The sequence below is a fragment of the Streptomyces sp. NBC_00385 genome (genome assembly GCF_035917155.1).
Classification (GTDB): Bacteria; Actinomycetota; Actinomycetes; order Streptomycetales; family Streptomycetaceae; genus Streptomyces; species Streptomyces poriferorum.
On the sequence record NZ_CP107951.1, the window covers coordinates 4,532,924 to 4,553,122 of the forward strand.

General features: G+C 71.5%; 19 protein-coding genes. 12 read left to right on the forward strand and 7 right to left on the reverse strand.

Annotation, left to right across the window (positions count from 1 at the left end):
* Window positions 1–97: 97 nt before the first annotated feature.
* Complete coding sequence (locus OG959_RS20235) at window positions 98–652, forward strand: GbsR/MarR family transcriptional regulator (RefSeq protein WP_326660380.1); 555 nt, start codon at window positions 98–100, stop codon at window positions 650–652.
* 46 nt (window positions 653–698) lie between these two features.
* Here OG959_RS20235 and OG959_RS20240 read toward each other — a convergent pair whose 3' ends face one another.
* Window positions 699–1,553 carry a diacylglycerol kinase gene (locus OG959_RS20240; protein WP_326660381.1) on the reverse strand — a complete coding sequence of 285 codons (855 nt, stop codon included), beginning with the start codon at window positions 1,551–1,553 and terminating at the stop codon, window positions 699–701.
* A gap of 186 nt (window positions 1,554–1,739) precedes the next feature.
* Here OG959_RS20240 and OG959_RS20245 point away from each other — a divergent pair, with 186 nt between their 5' ends.
* Complete coding sequence (locus OG959_RS20245) at window positions 1,740–3,023, forward strand: adenylosuccinate synthase (protein WP_326660383.1); 1,284 nt, start codon at window positions 1,740–1,742, stop codon at window positions 3,021–3,023.
* Window positions 3,024–3,085: 62 nt separating this feature from the next.
* Here OG959_RS20245 and OG959_RS20250 read toward each other — a convergent pair whose 3' ends face one another.
* Window positions 3,086–4,621, reverse strand: coding sequence for a substrate-binding domain-containing protein (locus OG959_RS20250; RefSeq protein WP_326660385.1), 1,536 nt, complete (start codon window positions 4,619–4,621; stop codon window positions 3,086–3,088).
* 176 nt (window positions 4,622–4,797) lie between these two features.
* Between OG959_RS20250 and OG959_RS20255 the strand changes: the two genes are divergently transcribed.
* Together OG959_RS20255 and OG959_RS20260 are read left to right on the forward strand one after the other, a co-directional pair.
* On the forward strand, window positions 4,798–5,760 hold the full coding sequence (locus OG959_RS20255) for a glycoside hydrolase family 19 protein (RefSeq protein ID WP_326660387.1): 963 nt from the start codon (window positions 4,798–4,800) through the stop codon (window positions 5,758–5,760).
* 316 nt (window positions 5,761–6,076) lie between these two features.
* Complete coding sequence (locus tag OG959_RS20260; protein ID WP_326660389.1) at window positions 6,077–6,970, forward strand: glycoside hydrolase family 19 protein; 894 nt, start codon at window positions 6,077–6,079, stop codon at window positions 6,968–6,970.
* 64 nt (window positions 6,971–7,034) lie between these two features.
* Here the strand turns inward: OG959_RS20260 and OG959_RS20265 are convergent, their stop codons facing one another.
* The gene (locus OG959_RS20265) at window positions 7,035–8,504 is read right to left on the reverse strand and encodes a helix-turn-helix domain-containing protein (protein WP_326660391.1); all 1,470 of its coding nucleotides are present in this window, start codon (window positions 8,502–8,504) and stop codon (window positions 7,035–7,037) included.
* Window positions 8,505–8,845: 341 nt separating this feature from the next.
* Between OG959_RS20265 and dnaN the strand changes: the two genes are divergently transcribed.
* A complete protein-coding gene (gene dnaN / locus OG959_RS20270; RefSeq protein WP_326660393.1) occupies window positions 8,846–9,970 on the forward strand; it encodes a DNA polymerase III subunit beta in 1,125 nt (374 codons plus the stop codon).
* A gap of 108 nt (window positions 9,971–10,078) precedes the next feature.
* On the opposite strand, the gene OG959_RS20275 is transcribed toward dnaN, so the two are convergent.
* From OG959_RS20275 to OG959_RS20285, 3 genes are all read right to left on the reverse strand, one after another.
* Complete coding sequence (locus OG959_RS20275) at window positions 10,079–12,082, reverse strand: serine/threonine-protein kinase (RefSeq protein WP_326660395.1); 2,004 nt, start codon at window positions 12,080–12,082, stop codon at window positions 10,079–10,081.
* A 133-nt stretch (window positions 12,083–12,215) separates the two neighbouring features.
* A complete protein-coding gene (locus tag OG959_RS20280) occupies window positions 12,216–12,731 on the reverse strand; it encodes a MarR family winged helix-turn-helix transcriptional regulator (RefSeq protein ID WP_326660397.1) in 516 nt (171 codons plus the stop codon).
* Window positions 12,728–13,321 carry a DJ-1/PfpI family protein gene (locus OG959_RS20285; protein ID WP_326660399.1) on the reverse strand — a complete coding sequence of 198 codons (594 nt, stop codon included), beginning with the start codon at window positions 13,319–13,321 and terminating at the stop codon, window positions 12,728–12,730. The genes OG959_RS20280 and OG959_RS20285 overlap by 4 nt, the downstream gene beginning before the upstream one ends.
* A gap of 169 nt (window positions 13,322–13,490) precedes the next feature.
* Here OG959_RS20285 and OG959_RS20290 point away from each other — a divergent pair, with 169 nt between their 5' ends.
* The 3 genes from OG959_RS20290 to OG959_RS20300 all read left to right on the forward strand — a co-directional run bounded on the left by OG959_RS20290 (window position 13,491) and on the right by OG959_RS20300 (window position 16,487).
* Window positions 13,491–14,852 carry an aspartate aminotransferase family protein gene (locus OG959_RS20290; RefSeq protein ID WP_326660401.1) on the forward strand — a complete coding sequence of 454 codons (1,362 nt, stop codon included), beginning with the start codon at window positions 13,491–13,493 and terminating at the stop codon, window positions 14,850–14,852.
* Window positions 14,853–14,918: 66 nt separating this feature from the next.
* Entirely contained in the window at window positions 14,919–15,683 is a 765-nt protein-coding gene (locus OG959_RS20295) for a GntR family transcriptional regulator (protein ID WP_326660403.1), read from the forward strand.
* Between the two features lie 153 nt (window positions 15,684–15,836).
* A complete protein-coding gene (locus OG959_RS20300) occupies window positions 15,837–16,487 on the forward strand; it encodes a hypothetical protein (RefSeq protein WP_326660405.1) in 651 nt (216 codons plus the stop codon).
* A gap of 44 nt (window positions 16,488–16,531) precedes the next feature.
* Here OG959_RS20300 and OG959_RS20305 read toward each other — a convergent pair whose 3' ends face one another.
* The gene (locus OG959_RS20305) at window positions 16,532–17,326 is read right to left on the reverse strand and encodes an SLATT domain-containing protein (RefSeq protein WP_326660407.1); all 795 of its coding nucleotides are present in this window, start codon (window positions 17,324–17,326) and stop codon (window positions 16,532–16,534) included.
* 379 nt (window positions 17,327–17,705) lie between these two features.
* Here OG959_RS20305 and OG959_RS20310 point away from each other — a divergent pair, with 379 nt between their 5' ends.
* From OG959_RS20310 to OG959_RS20325, 4 genes are all read left to right on the forward strand, one after another.
* Window positions 17,706–18,041 (forward strand): YbaB/EbfC family nucleoid-associated protein, encoded by a 336-nt coding sequence (locus OG959_RS20310; protein ID WP_148022075.1) that lies wholly within the window; start codon window positions 17,706–17,708, stop codon window positions 18,039–18,041.
* Window positions 18,042–18,183: 142 nt separating this feature from the next.
* Window positions 18,184–18,783, forward strand: coding sequence for a recombination mediator RecR (recR, locus tag OG959_RS20315; RefSeq protein WP_148019920.1), 600 nt, complete (start codon window positions 18,184–18,186; stop codon window positions 18,781–18,783).
* Window positions 18,784–18,884: 101 nt separating this feature from the next.
* Window positions 18,885–19,544 (forward strand): DUF5063 domain-containing protein, encoded by a 660-nt coding sequence (locus OG959_RS20320; protein WP_326660410.1) that lies wholly within the window; start codon window positions 18,885–18,887, stop codon window positions 19,542–19,544.
* A 58-nt stretch (window positions 19,545–19,602) separates the two neighbouring features.
* Complete coding sequence (locus OG959_RS20325; RefSeq protein ID WP_326660412.1) at window positions 19,603–20,154, forward strand: GNAT family N-acetyltransferase; 552 nt, start codon at window positions 19,603–19,605, stop codon at window positions 20,152–20,154.
* The last annotated feature ends 45 nt before the right edge of the window (window positions 20,155–20,199 follow it).

The following is a 20,199-nucleotide window of genomic DNA, read 5'->3' on the forward strand; positions in this document are numbered from 1 at the left end:
GAACGTACGCTACTTTCACAAACTTGTGAAGTTAAGGAAGCGTATAAACTCAGTACGGGTGACAAGGGCCCGAGGACGTCGGAGGGACGAGGGGTCGATGAGCAGCGAAACCGCAGACACACGCGAGCCGAACGGCGCCGCCCGGGGGCGCGAGGACAGGGACGCCGAGGCGGTCTCGCGGTTCGTCGAGCGGTTCGCGTCGGAGATGACCGAGGCGGGGATGCAGCGGATGGCGTCCCGCGTCTTCGCCGCACTGCTCGCCGACGACGACGCCTCCATGACCTCGGCCGAGCTCGCCCTGGCCCTGCAGATCAGCCCCGCCGCCGTGTCCGGCGCGATCAACTACCTCACCCAGGTCAGCATGGTCGGCCGCGAGCGGGACCCGGGATCGCGCCGCGACCGCTACCGGCTGCACAATGAGATCTGGTACACCACCTTCGCCAGCCGCGACCGCGTGCTCACCCGCTGGGAGAACACCCTCAGGGACGGCGCCCGCACCCTGGGGGAACACACCCCGGCCGGTGCCCGGATCGCCGAGACGGCGGCGTTCTTCGAGTTCATGCAGTCGGAGCTGGGTGCGATGATGGACCGCTGGGAGGAACACCGCAAAACGCTCGACCTGCCGACGGCCGAGGGTTCGCGGGACGTCTGAACGGCAGACGGAGGCGTCCGCCGTTCAGGCACACCTCGATCCGGGCTCAGCCCTCGGCTACCGGCAGCATCAGCCCCCAGGCCCCCGCCCGTACCGTCCACGTCCGGGTCCGCACCGGCCCGGCCACCTGTATGTCCGCCCGGTAGCGGAAGTCCGCGCCGGAGACCGTGACGGCCTTGGCCTCCGTGGTCATCGGGTCGCCGCCCGGCGCGTGGATCGTGACCTCGGCCATTCCGCCGCCGCAGCCCGAGGTCAGCGTCACCGACTCGACCGGGCGGCCCAGATCGTTCAGTACGACGCCGTCCGCCTCGACGCGCAGCCGGTGGGTGGCCGGCGGGCCGGCCGGGGCCGAGGGGGCGGGGCGCACCAGGGTGCGGACCAGGGAGCGGCAGGTGTCCCAGACCGCGGTGACGCCCGTACGGTCCGGCTGCGTGCCCGGTGCGCCGGTCAGGGCCGGGATCCGCAGCGCGTCGAGGACGACGCCGTCGCTGTCGTCGACCAGCAGGTCCAGCCGGCGCACCGCGCCGTCCAGCGCGGTGCGCGCCGCCGCCACCGCACCCGTCGGCACGCCGAGCGAGTGCGCGAGTTCCAGCGCCGCCGCGGCCCCGACGGGGATGAGCGAGAGGGCGCTCATGGCCGGTTCTCGCTCCCGGTGGAGGAGGGCCACCGCACGCCGCAGCGCCCGGTCGTCGCCGATCACCACCGGCCTGCGGGTACCTCGCCGGGCCAGGGCCCGGGCGAACTCCTCGGGGCCGTCCGGGAGGCAGATCTTGGCGTGCGAACCGGCGCTCAACACGTCTTTTGCGATCCGGACGGACTCACCGTCCGTGCGGCGGGCGACCGGATCGATCACCACCAGCAGATGGGGCGCACCGTTACCGGGGGGCTGGGCAGCCGACACCTCGGTCCTTCCTCGGGTAGCATCTTGGTGCAAGAGCCCCTTGCGCTATTGCGCCAGGGGCTTCGTCTATTCCGGGGCACCCGGTTCGACGGTTCAGGCCTTGTCGTACAACGTCGTGCGGCATGTACGGCGTTTACGTACGCCCCCTGACCTTGGACATGCCCCGCCCGGAAGGGGTGTACGCCTGTGCCCGCACTTGTGCTGCTCGGTGCTCAGTGGGGTGACGAGGGCAAGGGAAAGGCCACCGACCTCCTCGGTGGTTCCGTGGACTATGTGGTGCGCTACCAAGGCGGCAACAATGCCGGCCACACGGTGGTCGTCGGTGACCAGAAGTACGCACTTCATCTCCTCCCCTCCGGAATCCTGTCACCGGGGTGTACCCCGGTCATCGGTAACGGTGTCGTCGTCGACCCTGCGGTCCTGCTCTCCGAGCTGAGTGGGCTGAACGACCGCGGCGTGGACACGTCCAAGCTGCTGATCAGCGGCAACGCTCATTTGATCACCCCGTACAACGTCACCGTCGACAAGGTGACGGAACGGTTCCTCGGCAAGCGCAAGATCGGTACGACCGGCCGCGGTATCGGCCCGACGTACGCCGACAAGATCAACCGGGTCGGCATCCGCGTCCAGGACCTCTACGACGAGTCGATCCTGGAGCAGAAGGTCGAGGCGGCCCTGGAGCAGAAGAACCAGCTTCTGGCCAAGGTCTTCAACCGGCGCGCCATCGAGGCGGGCAAGGTCGTCGAGGACATGCTCCAGTACGCGGAGCAGATCAGGCCCTTCGTCGCCGACACGACGCTGATCCTGAACAACGCCATCGACGAGGGCAAGGTCGTCCTCTTCGAGGGCGGTCAGGGCACGCTGCTCGACGTCGACCACGGCACGTACCCCTTCGTCACCTCGTCGAACCCGACCGCGGGCGGCGCCTGCACCGGTTCCGGCGTGGGCCCGACGAAGATCAGCCGGGTCATCGGCATCCTCAAGGCCTATACGACGCGTGTCGGCGCCGGTCCGTTCCCGACCGAGCTGCTCGACGAGGACGGCGAGGCGCTGCGCCGGATCGGTGGCGAGCGCGGTGTCACCACCGGCCGTGACCGCCGCTGCGGCTGGTTCGACGCCCCGATCGCGCGGTACGCGACCCGGGTCAACGGCCTGACCGACTTCTTCCTCACCAAGCTGGACGTGCTGACCGGCTGGGAGCAGATCCCGGTGTGTGTGGCGTACGAGATCGACGGCAAGCGCGTCGAGGAGCTCCCGTACAACCAGACCGACTTCCACCACGCGAAGCCGGTCTACGAGATGCTGCCGGGCTGGTCCGAGGACATCACCAAGGCGAAGACCTTCGGCGACCTGCCGAAGAACGCCCAGGCGTACGTGAAGGCGCTGGAGGACATGTCCGGCGCCCCGATCTCCGCGATCGGTGTCGGCCCCGGCCGCACCGAGACCATCGAGATCAACTCGTTCCTGTAGGCGCACGGGAACGGAGGAGGGCCGGGGCGGCACCATCGCCCCGGCCCTCCCGCATGTCCGGATCAGTCCTCGCCGCAGATCCGCAGCCCCTCCGGAGTCGCGCAGGGCAGATGGCCGTGGGTGCGGATGACGTCCTGGCCGCTGCCCCGGCTGAGGTAGGAGAGGAAGCTGGAGGCCAGCGAGTCGGCGGGCGGGCTGCCGTACGTGTACGCGTACTCGATCTCCCGGTACGGGTACGTGCTGGTGCCGATCGTGTCGACGGACGGGGCGGCGCCGTCGATGGCGATCTGGTGCGCCCCGGCCGGTTTGGTCCCCGTCCGCATCTCGCTGTAGCCGATCGCGCCGTCGAGCCGGCCGACCTCGGCCAGGACCTGGTCCGTGGAGTCGAGTTCGCAGCGGATGACGAGGGCCTCCGGGTCGTCCTTCGTGGCGCAGTCGCGGGAGGACTGGGCGGGTTCGTTGCGGCCCAGGACGCGGCGCTGGAAGACCTCGCGGGTGCCGGAGTTGGCGTCCCGGCTGACCAGCAGGACGGGCAGGTCGGGGCCGCCGAGCTGCTTCCAGTTGCGGATGTCGCCGCGGTAGAGGGAGCGGATCGCCTCGCGGCTGAGGCTCTTCAGCGGGACCCCGTCATTGACGACCAGGCGGAAGAGCGAGACGGCGACGCGGTTCTCGCGCAGCTGCGGGAAGCCGCTCGGTTTCGGGCCGTCGGAGAGGGCCACGAGGGCGGGCGAGCCCGACTTCCCGGCCGCGGCGCCCCGTTCGGCCAGTTCTCTTATCCCGGCGGTGCTGCCGTGCGGGTCCACGGTGACGGTGGCCCCGTCGCACGCCTTGCCGTACTTCTCCGCCAGTTCGTCCAGGACGGGCTCGAAGGCGGTGGAGCCGGTCACGGTCAGTTTGCCGCGGGCGCAGCCGATCGGGGGCGGGGTGTCGTCCCGCACCAGGATGATGGAGGCCAGCGTGACGACGCAGACGGTCAGGGCCACGGTGATGAACCGTGCGGCCCGGCCGAACAGCGGGGGTTTCTCGTCCGGGCGGGCCGCGGTGTTCGTCCTGACCTCGCCGTCCCGGATGCCGCCGGTGACGCGGACGGGGCTGCCCACGCGTGAACCGGTGAGCAGGACCAGGAGTTTGAAGTGTTCGCCCCGGTTGAGGGGGACGCGGGGCAGCCGGATCAGGGACCCGCTGCCGCGGAGCCCTTCGGACGGGGTGAAGTGGTCCATGAGGTGGTCGGCGCCGGGGGAGTGGGTGACGGCGATGCCGCGTACGCGCCGCTCGGTGAACTCGACGACGAGACCGTGGAGTTGCCCGTCCGGTCCGGTGTAGTCGCCGCGGTCGATGGACTGCGAGCCGTCGTTCTCGACGCGGAGCAGGACGAGGGTGGCGTCGGCCATGTCCGGGGTCTCGTCGAACAGGCCGAGCCGCACGTTGGCCCGCGCCTGGCTGACGTCACTGCCGATCGGCGTGTCCATCTGGACGCGGTAGCCGATGCGTTTGCGGCGGGGTACGCGGCGCTCGTACCAGAGCACGCCCACGGAGGCGAGGACGCCCAGCACCGCGGTGAGCACGGCCACGATGTTCTCGGCGCTGAACCACTCCACGGCCCGTTCCCCCTCGGCTGCCGGACGTCTGTACGAGTGCGGGTCACCGTATGGGGCGTGGGGTGCGGGTGGCGGTGAGTACGGGGTCCCGTCGTCAGGTGTTCGCCCGCCGTTCGGACAGGAGGTGATTGGTCCAGACCTTGACAGGTCCAGACCAATCGGGGTTGGGTGTCGGGATGCCCGGACGGCATGCGGAGCCTGTTCGGGCGCCCTGCCGAAGGAGTGAGCAGCGCTTGAACCGCATCAAGAGCCTTCTGACCGCACTGAGCGCCGTCGTCGCGACGGCGGTCTTTCTCCCCGTTCCCGCGCACGCCGCCCCCGCGAATGCCGTTCCCGTGAACGTCGTTCCCGCCGATCCGGCCGCGTGCGCGCCCCTCTGGAACTCCTCGACCGCCTACACGGCCGGTGGCACCGTCGCCCATCACGGCCGCAACTGGACGGCGAAGTGGTGGACGCGGGGCGAGAACCCGGGCGCCACCACCGTCTGGTCCGACGGGGGGGCCTGTACGGGCGGGGTCTCCGACTTCGTCATCAGTGAGGCGGAGTTCGACGAGATCTTCCCGGATCGCGACCCCTTCTACACGTACCAGGGCCTGATCGACGCCCTGCACGCCTACCCGCGCTTCGCGAACACCGGGACCGAGGCGACGCGGAGCCGGGAGGCCGCCGCCTTCCTGACGCACGCCGACTTCGAATCGGTCGGCCTCCAGTACGTGAAGGAGATCAACGAGGCCAACTACTGGATCAAGTGCGACTACAGCCAGCCGTTCGGCTGCCCGGCCGGCCAGTCCGCCTACTACGGGCGCGGACCGATCATGTTCAGCTGGAACTTCAACTACAAGGCGGCGGGCGACGCGCTCGGCCTCGACCTGCTGAACAATCCATGGCTGGTGGAGCAGGATCCGTCCGTCGCCTGGCAGACCGCGCTCTGGTACTGGAACACCCAGAACGGCCCCGGCACCATGACCTCGCACGACGCCATGGTCGGCGGCGCGGGCTTCGGCGAGACGATCCGGTCGCTCAACGGGGCGCTGGAATGCGACGGCGGCAACCCCGCGTCCGTGCAGGCGCGGGTCGCCAAGTACGAGCGGATCACGGGCATCATCGACACCCGTCCCGGTTCCGGACTTACGTGTTGATGGAGCGTCAGGTGGAGCGGGGCTGAACGGCCGGTCCGTCCGGTGTCCCGCATGGTGGACGCGCCCGAAGGTTTTGCCTTCGGGCGCGCCGGCGTTCCGGCCCGTGATCCGGACCGACTGGCTCCGCAATCACCGCTGTTGAGGGATCGTTTCGGCGAGAGGGCCGGGTCGCGGCGGATGGCCGGGGGCCGTTTATGGAAGGTTTCCCAACGATGGTCTAGACCTTGACAGGTCCAGACCATCACCGCTTGAGTGTCGGCACCCCCCATGGCGGCGCACCGATGAGCTCGGTGCGCCGCGCCGAAGGAGTGATCACATGATCAAACGCATCATGGGCCTGCTCGCCGCGCTGGTCGCGGTCGTCGCGACGGTCGTCATCCTCCCCGCCACCACCGCCTCGGCGGCCGAGTGCGCGGCTGCCTGGAACTCCTCCTCCGTCTATACGGGCGGCGGCGCCGCCTCGTACAACGGGCACAACTGGACCGCCAAGTGGTGGACCCAGAACGAGACCCCCGGCAGCTCCGACGTCTGGGCCGACCAGGGCAGCTGCGGAAGCGGCGGCACGGACCCGGGCGACCCGGGCTCGTCCGACGGCTTCGTCGTCAGCGAGGCGCAGTTCAACCAGATGTTCCCGGGGCGCAATTCCTTCTACACGTACAGCGGCCTGACCGCCGCACTGAGCGCCTACCCGGGCTTCGCCAACACCGGCAGTGACACGGTGAAGAAGCAGGAGGCCGCCGCCTTCCTCGCCAACGTCAGCCACGAGACGGGCGGCCTGGTGTACGTGGTCGAGCAGAACACGGCCAACTACCCGCACTACTGCGACACCAGCCAGTCCTACGGCTGTCCGGCGGGCCAGGCCGCGTACTACGGGCGCGGACCGATCCAGCTCAGCTGGAACTTCAACTACAAGGCCGCCGGGGACGCACTCGGCATCGACCTGCTGGGCAACCCCTACCTGGTCGAGCAGAACGCCTCCGTGGCCTGGAAGACCGGCCTCTGGTACTGGAACACCCAGAACGGGCCCGGCACCATGACGGCCCACAACGCCATGGTGAACGGCGCCGGCTTCGGCGAGACGATCCGCTCCATCAACGGCTCCCTGGAATGCAACGGCGGCAACCCCGCCCAGGTCCAGAGCCGGATCAACAAGTACCAGGCCTTCGTGCAGATCCTCGGCACCACGGCCGGATCGAACCTCAGCTGCTGACCGGCTGAACTCCCCGGGAACGGGGGTGTGCCGGGCCCGGCGGCCCGGCGCACCCCCGTTCCGGTCATCCGGAGCCGCTGAGGTCCAGCGCCCGGAACGCGAGCCACAGGTCGTAGCGGGCGCTCGGGGTCCGCAGGAGCGAGCGCTGGAGGACGGTCTCCAGCCGGGTCAGCCGCTTGCGCACCCCGGGCACGGAGATGCACAGCGCCGCGGCGGCCGGGCCGAGTTGGGCCTCGTGCTCCAGCCAGGTACGCAAGGTGGTGTGCGGATCGGCGGACCCGCCGGCTCCTGGGGCGCCGAGCGGCTGTACCTGCTGCGCCGCCCAGGCACGGACCGCCGGCAGGCGCAGGATCCCGTCCAGCGAGCGCACGGACTCCGGGCCGGTCCCGGCCTGCCGGGGCGCGGGCCTGGGCAGGGCAGGCGTGGCCCGGATGCACAGGGCCAGGTCGAGCGCGGACTGGTCGGCGACCTTGTTCAGGTCCATGCCCAGCAGTTCGCCGATCAGCCGCAGCCGCGCGGCCAGTGTGTTGCGGTGGATCTTCAGATGCTCGGTCGCGTGCGAGGAGAACGCCAGCCAGGAGGCGAGGGTCGCCGCGAGTTCCTGGCTGCCCGGGTCCTGGCCCCGGCGCGGCAGATGGGTGAGCAGCGGAGCCAGCAGCGCGTCGGCCCACCGGGCGCCCTCCGCGCCGGTCACCAGCGCGAGTTCGGGAGCCGAGCCGAAGTGGGCGTGGCGCTCCGGCAGTCCGCGGGCGACGGCGAGCGCGTGGAACGCCTGGCGGTACGCGGTCGCCGTGTCGGCCAGCGTGACGTCCTCGCTGATGCCGACGACGCAGTCGTCCACCACCGAGGCGACCTGCGGGCCTAGCCGCCCGTCCGCCTGTCCGGGGCGCGCGGGCACGATGAGGATCAGGTGGCGTGCGTACACCGGGCACCGCACGATCCAGGACCGCCCGCCGGAGAGGTCCGCACAGATGCGGGCCACCTCGTCCCGGTCGCGGCCCGAGCACTCGACGACGCAGACGCGGACCGGGTCCGGCAGGCTGGGCTTCAGGGCGCCGGCGACCTGGTGCGCGATCGACAACTGGCCGGTCATCAGCAGATGCAGCACCGCTTCCCGGCCCCGGGACTCCGCCAGGTCGACGCGACGGCGCTTGCGCTCGACGGTCTCGGCCGCCCAGCACAGGGCCAGCGGCAGGGCCGCGTCGGCGAGGAGCGTGGACAGACCTTCGGGCAGCGGGCGCCGGCCGACCACGGCGAGCACCGGTGCGGGAACGCCCGGCGGGGCGTCCAGTGAGTAGAGCAGAGCGGTGTGGGCGTCCTTGTCGAACGAGAAGGAGCGGGCGCCGAGCGCGGTCAGCTCCCGGGCGCCCTCCGCCGCGAGGGCGGCCGATCCGACGACCGAGGAGTCGGGGGCCCGGGCGACGCCATGGAGAACGGTGCCGTCGCCGCCGACCAGTCCCGCCCAGCCGTCCGCACGCCCCGACACCCAGCGCAGCAGTTCCTGGGAGCCGCCCGACCGGGCAAGTCCGTGCATCCGTATGACGTCGTCGGCCCGCCTCCGCGCGTGCACTCTTCCGCCGCTCCCGTCCCCGCACTCCCGCCAGAAACCGGAGTGCAGCGTACCGGTTCGGCTGTGCGAACTGATACCTCGGTCCGTCCACACCGTGCGAACTGAATCTTTCCCTCGTCTACCCCGCGGCCTAGAGTCCGAACGCGGTTGCGGGCCTCTCGGGGGAGAGGCACGGGGGACGACGGCAGCGGCTCACGGGGGTGGCCGCTGTCGTCGGCCGCAGCCGCCTTTTCGTCGCGTTGTCAGTGGTGACCCTTAGCGTCGGAGACCGGAGACGGCCGGCGCGCGAGGAAGAGGTCACCACCATGGAGTTCCGGATCGAACGCGGTGAGCTCGCGGATGCCGTGGCCTGGGCGGCCCGGGTGCTGCCGACGAGATCGCCCGTCCCCGTGCTGGGCGGACTGCTGCTGGAGGCGGCGGACGGCAGGCTCCGCATCTCCGGCCTCGACTACGAGGCGTCCGCCCGCATCGACGTATCGGCCGAGACCCTACGGCCCGGCAAGGTGCTGGTCATGGGCCGCCGACTGCTGGACGTGTGCCGGGTGCTGCCCGAGGGGGCGGTGGAGTGCGCGGTCGAGGGGTCCCGGTTCACGGTGACGGGCAGCGGCGCCGGCTTCGGTCTGTCGGTCCTGCCGCTCGACGACTACCCGGCCCTGCCACCGCTGCCCGATGTGCTCGGGGCGGTGGACGGACAGGAGTTCGCGGCGGCCGTCGCCGATGTGGCGGTGGCCACGGGCAGGGACGACACCCTGCCGACGCTGACCGGGATCCGGCTGGCGCTCGACGGGGACCGGATGACCCTGGCGGCCACGGACCGGTACCGCTTCGCGGTCCGCCGGCTCGCGTGGAAGCCCGCGGTGGCGGACGTCTCGGCCGATGTCGTCGTCCCGTCCCGCAGACTCACGGAGATCGCCCGCTCCTTCGGCCGGGCCGGCCTGGTCAGCCTCGCGCTGGACGGCGGCTCGGCGGGCTTCGAGCTGGACGGGATGCGCACGACGGTGCGGCTCCTGGACGGCCGGCTGCCGCGCCACGACAAGCTGTTCGCGATGAAGGACCCGGTCACGGCCGTCACCGACCGCGAGCCGCTGGTCGAGGCGGTCAAGCGGGTCTCGGTGGTGGCGGACGGGGACAGTCCGCTGCAACTCGCCTTCCGGGACGGCTCGGTGCTCCTGCAGGCCGGGTACGAGGACGATGTGGCCTCCCAGCGGCTGCCCGCGGAGCTGATGGGCACGGACGAGCTGACGGTCGCCTTCAACCCCTCTTACCTGATGGACGCGCTGGCCTCCTTCGACGCCCCGGTCGTCCGGTTCAGGCTGATGGGGCCGGGGCAGCGTGCCATGGTCACCGGGCATGCGACACGGGAGGACGCGGCAGGTCCGGCGGAGGGGGCCCACCAGCATCTGCTGATGTCGGTCAAGCCGCTGATGTAGGGCGCTTCGGCCCAGGGATCCGCCCAGCGGCGCCGGGTCCTGATACGCCCTCCGCGCACCGGCCGCTGCGGCTCGGTGCCGACCCGGTGGGGTTCAACCCGAGCGGCTTCAGCCGGACTTCGTGTACGTGAGCTTCTCGCCGGAGTCCGTGTTCACCCGGCTCAAAGTGCCGTCCGGGAGCAGGGTGAGCGTGGTGGAGCTGCCCGGTGTGCAGGACGTCATCGGCTCGCCTTCCGTCACCGCGGACGGGCCGATGCTGACCGGTTCGCCTTCGGACGGCTCCGTCGCGAGATCCGCCTGGAAGACACAGCGGTAGGTGCCGCCGGTGTCCAGCGGCCCCTCCGCGGTGAGGGTGAGCACGGCGTCGCCGACCTGGCCCTGCTGGATGACGAGTTCGCGGGTGGAGTGTCCGGCGGCGTTGTCGATGCTGCCGGACCAGGTGCCCACGTACTCCTCCGGGACGGCTCCCTCGGCGTCGCCGTTCTGCCCGTCGTCGCTGGGCGACGGGTCCTGAGGGTCGTCCGGGGAAGGGGAGCCGGAGGAGCCGTCCACCGGGGAGGGATCGGCCGAGTCGGTGGGGGAGGCCGTGGTGCCCGCGCCGCGGTCGTTCATGAGCGCGTAGACGGACCCGCCCGCCCCGATGGCGACGAGCACCGCGACGGCGACGAGGGCGATGGTCGACCCGGCACCGCGGCGCGCGGGCGGCGGCTGGACGCCGGCCGGCCCGCCCGGGCCGTACGGGGGCGTGGGCCCGAACCCCGGCTGCTGCGGATAGCCGTACGCGTAGCCCTGGTTGGGGTTCGGCTGCTGCGGATAGCCGTATCCCTGGCCCGGGTGCGGCTGTGCGGGCAGCTGCGGATAGCCGTACGCGGGGGAGGGCGTCCCGGGCCGTGGGGGTTCGGCCGGGGAGGGAGCGGGCGTGGGGGGCTCGACCATGGTGGGCGGTGCGTGCACGTAGCCGACGGCGGGGGCGGTCGCGGGGGCGGGCGGTGCGGGGGGCGCGGGAGGTGCCGGTTCGGGTGCCGGTACTCGACCCGGTGTTTCCGCGGGTGTCGCTTCCTGTGGGGCTTCCTGTGGGGGAGTCGGGACGATGGCTGTGTCGGCCGGGACTGCGTCGGCCGGTTCCCCGTCCTCCGGACCCCCGTCCGCCGGGAACGTGTCCTTCGGGACCGAGCCCGTCGGGTCCTCCGAGTCCAGCAGCCCCACGGCGTGGCGGCCGAGTTGGGCGATGAGGGCGCCCGGCAGCCAGGGCTCGGCGGTGTCTCCCTCGTCCAGCCGCTCCAGGATCTCGTCCGGCGACGGGCGGGTCGCCGGGTCCTTGCGCAGGCAGTCCTGGACCAGTTCCACGAGGTCGACCGGCACCCCGGTCAGGTCCGGGTCCTCCTGCGCGATCCGGAACAGCAGCGCGTGCACCCCGCTGGCCGCCGCGCCGAACGGAAGGCGTCCGGTCGAGGCGTACGCGAGCACAGCCCCCAGGCAGAACACGTCGCACGCCGGGGTCACGCGCTCGCCGCGTACCTGCTCGGGCGACATGAAGCCGGGGGAGCCGACCAGGGCCCCGGTGCGGGTGAGGCCGCCGTCCGTGACGGTGTCGAGCGCCCGGGCTATGCCGAAGTCGATGACCCGCGGGCCGTCGATCGTCAGCAGGATGTTGGACGGCTTGAGGTCGCGGTGGATGAGATCGGCGGCGTGGATGGCCCGGAGTGCGTGGGCGAGACCGGTGCCCAGGATGTGGACGGAGCGGTCGGGCAGCGGGCCGTACGCCCCCGGGGCGGGGCCGGCCGCGGTGTACGCGCGCCCGGTGACTGTGGTCTGGAGGGAGGGGCCGGCGACGTAACCGGTGGCGACCCAGGGAACGGTGGCCTCGGTGTCGGCGTCCAGCACGGGTGCGGTCCAGGTGGAGCCGACCCGGCGGGCGGCCCGTACCTCCTGCCGGAACCGGTCGCGGAACTCCTGCTGTGCGGCGAGTTCCTCGCGGACCAGTTTGAGCGCGACCACGCGCCCGCGGTCGGAACGGGCCAGATACACCTGGCCCATACCGCCTGCGCCGAGCCGGCCCAGCAGCCGGTAGGCGCCGATGCGTTGCGGATCGGCGGACCCGAGCTTCTCCATGGTGTGCAGTCCTCCCCCGTACGGCGACACGCCGGACGGGGACGAGAATAGCGGCGCGGGTCGCCCCGGCGGGGGCCGGTGGGCGGGGCTTGTCCGCGGGGGCGTCGGTCAGGGGCGGACGCGGACCGTGCCCTCAATCGCCGGACGGACCGGGGGAGTCGGCCAGGGGCGGGGAGTCGGGCAGGATCGCGGAGTCGGGTGGGTTCGGGGACCCGACGGTCTCCAATGCCCGGGTCAGGCGCTCCAGTACCCGAACCGTCTCCGTGAAGTCCTCGTCCCCCAACTCCCGCGCCAGGCGCGCCGCGAACTCCGCATGGCCCGGGTTGATCCGGGACATCGCGGCCCGGCCCTCCTCCGTGGGCCGGAGCAGCTTCGCGCGGCGGTGGGCCGGGTTGGGGTGGTACTCCGCGAGCCCCTTGCCCACCAGCAGATCGGCGATGCGCTGCACGGCCTGCCGGGTGATGCCCATCGAGCGGGCGATCCCGGAGACCGGCAGCGGCTCCGTGATCACCGCGCCGAGCACCTGCCACCACGCGGCGGTCAGGCCGGCCGGAGCGGCCAGCTTCTCCGCCACGGAGAGGAACCGGCCGTTGAGGTGGAAGATCCCGAGGGCGGTCCGGCTCAGCCGGTCCTGGTCCGCGTGGCTCATCCCTGCAGCACCTCGTACGCGCTCGGGTCCGAATCGTGGAACAGTCGGTACCAGGCGTCGAGCTTCTTCTCGTCGTACACCCCGAGACGGGCGAAGACCTCGCGGGCGAACGCGACCGGTTCGGTGGGTCCGGCGGTGATCAGGTCGCCGTCGGTGACGGCATCGGCTTCGGTGTACTGCGCGCCGCCCGCGTACCCGGTGGCCGCGAGGTAGAACGAGACCGCGCTCGTGTGCGCCCGCTCGTCGAGCAGTCCCTCGCGGGCCAGCCCCGCCGTCGCCCCGCAGATCGCGGCGACCGGCACGCCCGCGTCCAGGAAGGTGCGCGCGGTGCGGGCGAAGGGGGTGAGTGCGTCGCCGGAGTCCCACAGCGCGGCGCCCGGCAGGATCAGCAGCGCACTGTCCTCGGGGCTCAGCTCCGCGAGCGGGAGATCGGGTCGGACGGTCAGTCCGCCCATGCTGGTGACGGGGGCGGTGGTGGGGCCGACCGTCCGGACGGTGAAGCCGTTCTGGGCGAGATGGGCGGTCGTGTGCCCGGTCTCCCAGTCGGCGTAGGTGTCGTACACGGCCAGATGTGCGGTCCTGAGGGTCATGACGGCCTCCTCGACGGGAAGAACGTTAATGACAACATGTTGTCTCTTCGACAGTATGTTGTCAATATCTCGGGAGTGTCCGGCAACCCGACACCCTGCCGAACCAGGCGGCCCACGCCATACAAGGTGGCCATACCGGACGCCGCCCACCGCCGCCTACGCTCGTCGCATGACCCCTCATCTCCCTGTCGACTCCGCTGCCGGCGCGGCCGTCAAGGCCGCCGACCGCGCGCACGTGTTCCACTCCTGGTCCGCCCAGGGCCTGATCGACCCGCTCGCCGTCGCCGGCGCCGAGGGGTCGTATTTCTGGGACTACGACGGCAACCGCTACCTGGACTTCACCAGCGGCCTCGTCTTCACCAACATCGGTTACCAGCACCCCACCGTCGTCGCCGCGATCCAGGAGCAGGCGGGGAAGATGACGACCTTCGCGCCCGCCTTCGCGGTCGAGGCGCGCTCCGAGGCCGCCCGTCTCATCGCCGAGCGCACCCCCGGCGACCTGGACAAGATCTTCTTCACCAACGGCGGTGCCGAGGCCGTCGAGAACGCCGTCCGGATGGCCCGGCTGCACACCGGCCGCACGAAGGTGCTCTCCGCCTACCGCTCGTACCACGGCGCCACCTCCACCGCGATCAACCTGACCGGTGACCCGCGCCGCTGGGCGTCCGACAACGGCTCGGCGGGCGTCGTCCGGTTCTGGGCCCCGTTCCTCTACCGTTCGCCGTTCTACGCGCAGACCGAGGCGGAGGAGTGCGCCCGCGCGCTCCAGCACCTGGAGGACACCCTCGCCTACGAGGGCCCCTCGACCATCGCCGCGATCATCCTGGAGACCATCCCGGGCACCGCCGGCATCATGACGCCGCCGCCCGGCTACCTCGCCGGTGTCCGCGAGATCTGCGACCGGTACGGCATCGTCTTCGTCCTCGACGAGGTCATGGCCGGCTTCGGCCGCACCGGCAAGTGGTTCGCCGCCGACCACTTCGACGTCACGCCCGACCTGATGACCTTCGCCAAGGGCGTCAACTCCGGTTACGTCCCGCTCGGCGGCGTGGCCATCTCCGCCGAGATCGCCGCCACTTTCGAGACCCGCCCCTACCCGGGCGGCCTCACCTACTCCGGCCACCCGCTGGCCTGCGCCGCCGCCGTCGCCACCATCCAGGTGATGGAGGACGAGAAGGTCATCGAGAACGCCGCCCACATCGGCGAGAACGTCCTCGGTCCCGGTCTGCGCGAACTCGCGGAGAACCACCCGTCGGTCGGTGAGGTCCGGGGCCTCGGGGCGTTCTGGGCTCTGGAGCTGGTGCGTAACAAGGAGACCCGCGAGCCGCTGGTCCCGTACAACGCGACGGGCGAGGCCAACGCGCCGATGGCGGCCTTCGGCGCCGCTGCGAAGAAGAACGGCCTGTGGCCCTTCATCAACATGAACCGCACGCACGCCGTTCCTGCCTGCAACGTCACCGAGGCCGAGGCCAAGGAGGGCCTGGCCGCTCTCGACGCCGCACTGTCCGTGGCCGACGAGCACACCGCGTAACGCTGCCGCGCCCCTTCCCGCCGCCCTCGTCTAAGGTGACCCGAGGCCGAAACGGGGAGGGGCGCCATGCGCGCGAGCGGAGCTGTCACACGCAGTACGTTGCGGCAGCAGATCGCGGACGCGCTGCGTGACGAGGTGCTCGCCGGGCGTTTGCAGCCGGGACGCGAGTTCACCGTCAAGCAGATCGCCGAGCAGTACGGGGTCTCCGCGACGCCCGTCCGCGAGGCGCTCTTCGACCTCTCCGCGCAGGGCCTGCTCGAATCCGACCAGCACCGCGGCTTCCGCGTCCACGAGTTCACCGTGGCGGACTACCGCGCGATGGTGGAGGCCCGCGCCCTGGTCATGGACGGGATCATCCGGGACGTCTTCTCGGGGCCGCTCCCCGCCCCCGCGCGCCAGGCCGTCCACCGGGACGCGCTCGTCTCCGTACGCCGCCGGGCCGAGGAGGCCGCCCGCGCGGCGCGCGGCGGCGACCTCGACATCCTGATCGGCTACGACCTGCGCTTCTGGCGCGAACTGGGCGCCCTCGTCGGCAACACCTACATCACCGACTTCCTCCACCGGCTGCGCGTCCAGGCGTGGGTGTTCGCCGTGCCGTACCTGCGGGGCGACGGCGATGCGCGGAACTGGCTGTGGAACGGGCACCCCGAACTCGTCGCCGCGATCTCGCACCGCGACCGTGACGCCCTGCGCAGGGCCGTCGAGGACTACAACAACCATGCCCTGAGCTGGGCGGACCGGCTGGCGGCCGGGGATGCGGCCCGTCCGGGAGACGCGCTGCGGCCGGACGGGCCGGACGGGCCCGCGGACCGCGCACGCCCGACGCACTGAACAGTCCCGGCGGACGGCGCGACCCGTACGGACACGTCGGGTGGAGCAGGCACGAGCCGGTTCCGATGGGCCACTGTCCGCGACGCTCCGACCGCATTACGCTGTCCCGACCATCGCACCACCGCACGCATCCCCGCATGAGAGCGAGACTTCGTGGCCTGTGACCTGTGGCTGGTCCCCCTCGTCGATGTGCTGTGCCACAGCCCCGACAACCCCTTCGCCGAAGAGATAGCCGTCTACGACAAAGCGCTCGGCGAGGCAGGGCTGCCGCCCGTGCCCGTCTACGCGTACATGCCCGGGCTGACCGGTGACGTGGCCCCGGTCGCGGGCTTCGACTACGACGCGCTGCACTTCCTGCGCCGTGCCTATCTGCTCCACCTCAGCGGCCTCGCCGTCACCCCCGTCGACGAACTGGGCGGGGACTACGAGCAGTTGCTGGAGATGTTCGAGCCGACCGCCCAGCAGTCGCACCTGGTGTGGCACTACGACCACGCGGGCGCGTACGTCCCCGTGGACTTCGCCATGCCGCTGTCCACCGACGCCCTGCTGGAGGGTGGCGGTCCGCTCGGCTCGGCGCACGGACTGCTGCGCGAGCTGCAGTTCGTCGCCCCGTCCATCGGCATCGACCCGGCCAACCCGCCGCCCGCCCCGCTGCCGCCCGCAGCGCCCACCTCGCTGGAGGAACCGGCGATGCCGGTCCCGTACGACAACAACCCGTTCGCCCGGGAACGCCACGTCTGGCTCGGCCTGCACGCGGCGGTCACCCGCAGCCTCGCCCAGGGCTCGATGATCATCTTCAGCTGAGGGTGCGGACCAGGCCGCTCCCCGCGGTGGTCACCGGTGACCGGTCACCGCGGGGACTCCGGCGGCCGCTGCCGCGGCATGTTCGGCCGGCCCATCGACTGCAGCGGGAACCTTCCCGGCTGGACCCCGGGCTCCGCGCGCCCGCCGCCCGAGCCGCCCGAGACCAGCGCCTGCATGCCCATCGGGGCAGGACCGGCCCGGAACTCCACCATCCAGTCCGCGGTCTCCGACCGTACGAGTTCCGTGATGTCCTCCGAGAAGCGCCGCAGCACCCCCAGGCACCGTTCGGCCGCCTCGCTCGCCGTCCCCTCGGCCGGGCCGAGCACCTCGCGCACGCACTCCGACGCCCAGTCGAACTGGAGCACCTGGAGCCGGCGCTGTACGGCCTGGGCCGTGGCGAGATTCCTTATCCAGCCCGAGGTCAGGCCGAAGTACCGGTCGCACGCCATGCACGCGGCGCCCAGCAGCAGCGACAGATACCCCCAGCCCGCCGCGCCGTGCAGCGCGCCCGTCAGGTCCAGCAGCGGCAGCGCGGCTCCCGCGACCGCGCCGGCCGCGGTCCCCAGCCGCAGCGCCCTGGCGCCGCGCCGCTTCCACACCCGGTCGCCCAGATACCAGTCCGCGGTGCGCAGCGCGTCGGCCTCGACCCATCGGTACAGCTCGTCGAGCCGCTGGGCGGGTTCGCCCCAGTCGCCGAGCGGGAACGGCGTCCCGGTCAGGTCCCTGCCCTGCGCCTCACGGTTCCGAGCGCCGGAGCCCGCACCGGCAGGAGCGGCCGGACCGGGCACACCGGATTCGTTGCGGGGCGGCCCTTCGGGCTGCATCTCCGGCTGACTCACCGGGGTACTCCTCTGCATGCTGCATAGCGACGCGTGTTCTCGACCGCGTACTCGACGATGGGCGGATCTCTGCTCTCTGTGCACTCGCTGCTCACTGGCCCTCGGTGCGACCCGCAGTCCCCCGTGCGTAACCTTGCGTGACGGGAGATGCGCGTGCGCGTACCGGGACGCACCCCTTCCTACCGCCGAATGGTGGGCCGTGGGGTCGAAATCGCGGTATTCCCGGGTGCACAGGGCCTCTGGTCAGGTATAGGAGCCCCGCCATGGTTCGCGAGAACTCACTCGAAAGAGTTGCTCGCCAGTGGGTGGGGCGCGCCGCCCGGGGAGCACGTAGGCTCGGCTTACCGAAACATTTGTCGTCGAAATGCCTGGAGTGACCGTGATTCCCGGTGGTGGTCAGCCCAACATGCAGCAGCTGCTGCAGCAGGCTCAGAAGATGCAGCAGGACCTCGCCCAGGCCCAGGAGGAGCTGGCCAGGACCGAGGTCGACGGCCAGGCGGGCGGTGGCCTGGTGAAGGCGACGGTCAACGGCTCCGGCGAACTGCGCGGCCTGGTGATCGACCCGAAGGCGGTGGACCCGGAGGACACCGAGACGCTCGCGGACCTCGTCGTGGCGGCGGTCCAGGCGGCGAACGAGAACGCCCAGCAGCTCCAGCAGCAGAAACTGGGCCCGCTCACCCAGGGCCTGGGCGGCATGCCCGGCCTCCCCTTCTGACCCCGGACACACCGCACACGGCCGCGGACGCACCGCGCGCGACCGCACACATACCGCACACGACCGCGGACATACCCAAGACGGTGCGTACCCCCTACGGTACGTACCACGAAGCAGCCGACCCGGCCCGAAAGGCGTTCCGTTGTACGAAGGCGTGGTTCAGGACCTCATCGACGAGTTGGGCAGGCTGCCCGGCGTCGGTCCCAAGAGCGCGCAGCGGATCGCCTTCCACATCCTCCAGGCCGAGCCCACGGATGTGCGCCGTCTCGCCCATGCCCTCCTGGAGGTCAAGGACAAGGTCCGCTTCTGTGCCGTCTGCGGCAACGTGGCCCAGCAGGAGGAGTGCGGTATCTGCCGTGACGCGCGCCGCGACCGGACGGTCATCTGCGTGGTCGAGGAGCCGAAGGACGTCGTGGCGATCGAGCGGACCCGTGAGTTCCGGGGCCGCTACCACGTTCTGGGCGGGGCGATCAGCCCCATCGAGGGCGTCGGTCCGGACGATCTGCGCATCCGCGAGCTGCTGGCCCGGCTCGCCGACGGCTCCATCACCGAACTGATCCTGGCGACCGACCCCAACCTGGAGGGCGAGGCCACCGCGACGTACCTGGCGCGGATGGTCAAGCCGATGGGTCTGCGCGTCACCCGGCTGGCCAGCGGCCTGCCGGTGGGCGGCGACCTGGAGTACGCGGACGAGGTCACTCTCGGCCGCGCCTTCGAGGGGAGGCGCCTGCTCGATGTCTGATCGCTTTCCGGCCGTCGACCGGCGGCCTCACGACGGCTTTACGTTCAGCGCCGTTATCTTCTTCTCACCGTCTGCGACCGTGCCCACGGGAGGTCTCCTCGATGTCTGACGCCACGCTGAACACTGTCACTCAGGACCCGGACGACTTCGCCGTCCAGATCGCCGACCAGATCAAGACGTTCATCGTCGCGGTCACCGAGGTGTCCCACGCCGAGGAGCCGGAGGAAGCCGTTCCGGTCCTGCTCCTCCAGGTCTCCCAGCTCCTGCTGGCCGGCGGCCGGCTGGGTGCGTACGAGGACATCCTTCCCGACGAGCGCTACGAGCCGGATCTGGGCGCGGAGCCGGACGCTGACGGGCTGCGGGAGCGGTTCGCGAACCTGCTGGAGCCGATCGACGTCTACTCCGAGGTCTTCGACCCGTACGAGCCCCGCAAGGCACCGGTCCCGGCGCGTATCTCCGACGACCTGGCCGACCTGGTCACGGACCTGCGCCACGGCCTGGCCCACTACGAGGAGGACCGCACCACCGAGGCCCTGTGGTGGTGGCAGTTCTCCTACTTCTCCAACTGGGGCTCCACCGCCTCCGCCGCCCTGCGCGCGCTCCAGTCCCTGATCGCGCACATCCGGCTGAACCAGCCGCTCCAGGAGCTCGACGGCCTGGACACCGACCAGGACGCCGGCGACGACGACCTGGCCGAGGAGGCCGGCCGCGTCATGGTCGAGGAGATCGCGGGCCCGCTGGGGCTGCGTCCGGTGAAGTAGCTTCGGGGCGCCCGCTTTCCAAGATCACCACGTTCCCGGCCGGGAATATGATCACCGGATGATCGAAGGCGCATCGGTAAGGCTCCGCGCGTTGCGCGCGGAGGACGCGGCGCACCACCTCCGGTGGCGCAACGACCCGGAGGTCGTGCACTGGGCCACGGCCGGTGACCCGTGCTTCGGGCCGGTCACACAGGAGGCGCTCGCGCTCGCCTTCGAGACGATGCTGCGGCTGCCCCCGAGGGAGTCGGCCGTCCTCACGGTCGAGGACCTGGCCGACGGCACGGTGATCGGCATGGCGGACTACCGGGACCTGGACCCGTTCGCCGGGGTGGTGACGGTGGGCGTCACCGTCGGAAGCCACGACCACTGGGGCCGCGGTTACGGCTCCGAGGCGCTGAGGCTGCTGGTGGGGCATCTGTTCGGGGCCTTCGGGCTGCACCGGATCGAGCTCGACACCTGGAGCGGCAACGAGCGGGCCGTCCGCGCCTTCACCCGGGCGGGCTTCCGGGAGGAGGGCCGGCGCCGGGAGACCGTACGGGTGGCGGGCAGGCGGTACGACACGGTGCTGTTCGCGATGCTGCGCGAGGAGTGGCCGGACGCGGCGGTCTGAGGGCGCCGCGGGCCGCGTTCCGGCCGGTTTCCCCGGGCGCGCCCG